This is a genomic window from Mycobacterium sp. 1245801.1, assembly GCF_001673055.1.
In the GTDB taxonomy this organism is placed as follows: Bacteria; Actinomycetota; Actinomycetes; order Mycobacteriales; family Mycobacteriaceae; genus Mycobacterium; species Mycobacterium europaeum_A.
The window spans coordinates 1-792 of record NZ_LZKY01000147.1; the positions used below are offsets into that span (position 1 = coordinate 1).

General features: G+C 61.0%; 1 protein-coding gene and 1 pseudogene. Both read right to left on the reverse strand.

Features of this window, described 5'->3' with window-relative positions; translation table 11 throughout:
• Positions 1-122, reverse strand: a pseudogene (locus A5622_RS30715) (hypothetical protein); the annotation flags it as partial.
• 92 nt (positions 123-214) lie between these two features.
• The gene (locus A5622_RS30455) at positions 215-346 is read right to left on the reverse strand and encodes a hypothetical protein (protein ID WP_255361663.1); all 132 of its coding nucleotides are present in this window, start codon (positions 344-346) and stop codon (positions 215-217) included.
• Positions 347-792 lie beyond the last annotated feature (446 nt).

The following is a 792-nucleotide window of genomic DNA, read 5'->3' on the forward strand; positions in this document are numbered from 1 at the left end:
AAAGCCTCCGCAAGGCTCGAAATCTGCGCGGGGCTGCCGGCCTGCAAGCTCTGGTTAATCGCCCACGGATCACCACCGGCCTGAGCGATCAGACCGGCAACGCTAATCCATTTCAGCTGCATCGCACCACCCGCCAACCCGCCGTCTATGCTTCCGACCAGCTACGACGCTACCTCTAGTGGTATCCGGTCATGTCAGTTCCGGACGCAGCGCCTCACTGCTGTCGCTCCTCGCGAAGCTGGTCGATCAGGGTGGTACTCGGTGCGTGATCATTTGCCACCAAAGCCGCGCACCAAGCGCGCGACACCAACTGCAGATCGGCGTCAATCGCTTCGATATCGCGCATGTCCGAATGCTAAGCCGAGGCAGCGCTTCGCTCACTTCACCCCGGCGAACGGCGCAGATTCTTTATCTCGAAGGTGACTGATCGCTGGCGTAAGACCACCGACTTTATGCGGCCGTCAGCATCGGTTTGAGGCAGATCGTCGTCGGACCGGCCTGACGTCGCTGGGATTCGCTAGTGAGATGAAGCCGTGTCTGCGCTGCGTCGAGGCTAGTACATAGTGAATAGCGGCCAACGGCGTCCGCCCGTAATTTTCTACCCATGCGAGACCTCGCGACCATCGATGGCGAATCCGCCTGGTGACGCGAGCGCGCCTAGCGGCTCGATAACTCTGCGACGGCATTCCAGTACCACATTGATCGATCAGGCGCTCGACGAGCGAACGGCGGCAAATTGCACCGCAGCGTCGGCTTGAACCGGCGTGGAGAGGTTACCAGCGGGGTAGCGTC